This window comes from Zhongshania sp. (assembly GCF_041623545.1).
Classification (GTDB): Bacteria; Pseudomonadota; Gammaproteobacteria; order Pseudomonadales; family Spongiibacteraceae; genus Spongiibacter.
This window is the reverse complement of the sequence record NZ_JBFJWS010000388.1, coordinates 1-2577: the sequence shown is the minus strand read 5'-3', so window position 1 is coordinate 2577 and position 2577 is coordinate 1. Positions and strand designations below refer to the sequence as shown.

Sequence of the window (2577 nt, the reverse complement as noted above, 5' to 3'; positions counted from 1 at the left end):
GTTATTGTCGATAGTGAAGTGGAAATTGCGCCCTCAGAACCTCGTTTGCTAAGCGGCGGTATCACCTGCGCAGAAGTCCGTGCGGCGCTCCTCAATGGCAGTAGCGCTGAGGACGTAAAGGCCTCAGAGTTTTGCTTCGACTCTCCGATGATTGCGGTCACAGAGGAGCTAAAGACCTTTGCCGCGGATATTTTCAGCCCAGAGCGTCCATTTTTGGCGGCGGTAAACGAACTGAATTCACGCATATTTAATGATTTTAAATATGACCCCGGTTTCTCCACCGTGGCGACACCGTTAAAAGACGTCATGGCTAGTCGCCGTGGGGTTTGCCAAGACTTTGCCCACCTGGCAATTGGCGTTTTGCGTGGCATGGGTTTCGCCGCCCGCTATGTCAGTGGCTATTTAGAAACATTGCCACCTCCTGGGCAGGTGAAAATGGAGGGCGCCGATGCCTCCCACGCGTGGTTTGCCGTGTATATTCCCGGTGATGACTGGCAGGACTTTGATCCCACCAATGATGTCATGCCGGCTGATCAGCATATTACGACCGCTTGGGGGCGGGATTACTCTGATGTGACGCCGCTAAAAGGCGTGGTGTTTGGCGGGGGCGGCAAGCAGGTCTTGTCGGTGGCGGTGGATGTGTCGCGGGTGGAGTTTTCCGCAGAGCGCGCACTGTTTGCGGCGAATGGCGCCCCAGCTCGGCGCGCGGAAGACCCTGAACCGCCGCATCCTTCGACACTGAGCCAACAGAGTCAGAGTCAGCAAAATCAGAGTCAGGCTTCGGTGACGCCTACCCAGGCTTTACAGGCGCAAACTCAGTCACAACTGCCGCCGCGTAATTTTTAAGCGCGGCGCTATACCCTTTGTGAGTGCGGCTGCCCCGTCATTCACGTCACCTCATTGACCGTTTCGGTCATTCGTCTCTCTAGGCCGCTATGCTAATGTGGCGCTAATCATGTCGGCGCGTTCGCCCGGCTTATTTGCCCAAAAATAAGTAGAGAGATGGCTATGTCTGCTCAAAATAATCTGATTGCGGTGGTTACTGGTGCAAGTCGCGGTGCGGGCAAGGGGATAGCGCTTGCTTTAGGTGATGTTGGCGCCACGGTGTATGTCACTGGTCGCAGCGCTAAGGAGGGCGACAGCCCATTACCGGGAACGGTGTTCGCCACGGCGGAAGAAATTACTCGTCGCGGTGGTCGCGGTATTCCGGTGGTTTGTGATCATGCCGACGATGCGCAGGTCGAAGCGCTCTTCGCACAAGTTGGCAGCGAACATGGCCGTCTCGATATCTTAGTGAATAATGCTTTGTGTGTTCCTGATGGTTTAACTGCAGCGGGGCCATTTTGGGAAAAGCCCTTAGGCTTGCAGGCGCTTTTAGATGTGGGGCTGCGCTCAAGCTATGTGGCCAGTTATTTTGCGGCGCCGTTATTATTGAAAAGCTCGCGGGGTTTAGTGATTAATACCTCATCGCCGGGTGGTCGCTGCTATATGCACGGCCCCGCTTATGGCGCAGGAAAGGCGGCGGTCGATAAAATGGCCCACGATATGGCGGTGGATTTTAAAGCCTACAATGTCGCCGTGGTGGCCCTGTGGATGGGGATTTTAAAAACCGAGCGAACCATGGCGGCAATCAATGCTCAGCCCGAGTTATATGGCGCTATGCTCGAGGTGGCGGAGTCGCCGGAATACAGTGGTAGGGTGATCGCTGCACTGGCCCAAGATCCCGGCCGGATGGCTTTTAGCGGAAAAGTTTGCATGGCTGCGGAGCTTGGTCAGCACTACGGTGTATTTGACACCGACGGCGCACAGCCGCCGTCGCCACGAGGAATGTTTGGCGCGGTCACCGAATACAGCGACGTCGTTATTCAATAATGCCGGTTTAGCTGTCGTCCATATGGGGTATTAGGGAGTGAGGGGCAATTCGGTAAAATCCCAGGTCTAAAATTATTGTGAGATGGCGTTGCCTCTGTGGTTTGACGCCGTCTTCTAAAGTGGGGAGAACGATAAAATGGCATTACAGATCGCGGGTTTACCAGAGGGTCAGTATGCCAAGCTAGCGAATGGCCGCTGTGTCCATTACTTGGATCAAGGCACCGGGCCCGTTGTGGTTTTTCTGCACGGCAGTGGCAGTGGTGCTAGTGGGCACAGCAACTTTAAGTACAACTACCCCTATCTAGTTGAGCAAGGCTTTCGGGTCATTGTGCCTGATCTTATCGGCTACGGTTATTCAGATAAGCCTGAGGATGTTCAGTATCACCTCGATTTTTTTGTTGAGTGTATTCAGCAGTTACTTGTGCAGATTGGCGTTGAGCGCTGCGCCTTAATCGGCAACTCCCTTGGTGGTGCCATCGCTATTAAGTACACCTTAGATAATCCCACCGTCGTTGATAAATTAGTGTTAATGGCGCCCGGCGGTATAGAAGAGCAGGCCGATTACTTTCATATGCCGGGCATGCAAGTGATGAAGGAAGTTTTTACCTCTGGACCGATGGCGCCAGAGCGCTTAGAAGACTTTATTCGCCGGGGCTTGGTGTACGACGACAGTGTGGTTGACGAGCAGCTAATAAATGAGCGCTG

The 2577-nt window shown here is 53.9% G+C and carries 3 protein-coding genes; all 3 read left to right on the top strand.

The window, feature by feature from the left end; genetic code table 11:
- Positions 1 to 846 (top strand): transglutaminase family protein (locus ABYT30_RS18315; RefSeq protein ID WP_373097956.1); only part of this gene is annotated, 846 nt, incomplete at its 5' end.
- Positions 847 to 1008: 162 nt separating this feature from the next.
- On the top strand, positions 1009 to 1872 hold the full coding sequence (locus tag ABYT30_RS18310; RefSeq protein ID WP_373097955.1) for an SDR family NAD(P)-dependent oxidoreductase: 864 nt from the start codon (positions 1009 to 1011) through the stop codon (positions 1870 to 1872).
- A gap of 136 nt (positions 1873 to 2008) precedes the next feature.
- The coding region (locus ABYT30_RS18305) for an alpha/beta fold hydrolase (RefSeq protein ID WP_373097953.1) at positions 2009 to 2577 on the top strand (569 nt) is incomplete at its 3' end.

What these genes read in the sequence shown, in the direction of transcription:
- ABYT30_RS18310 (WP_373097955.1), top strand. Translation starts at nt 1,009, where the DNA reads ATGTCTGCTCAAAATAATCTGATTGCGGTGGTTACTGGTGCAAGTCGC.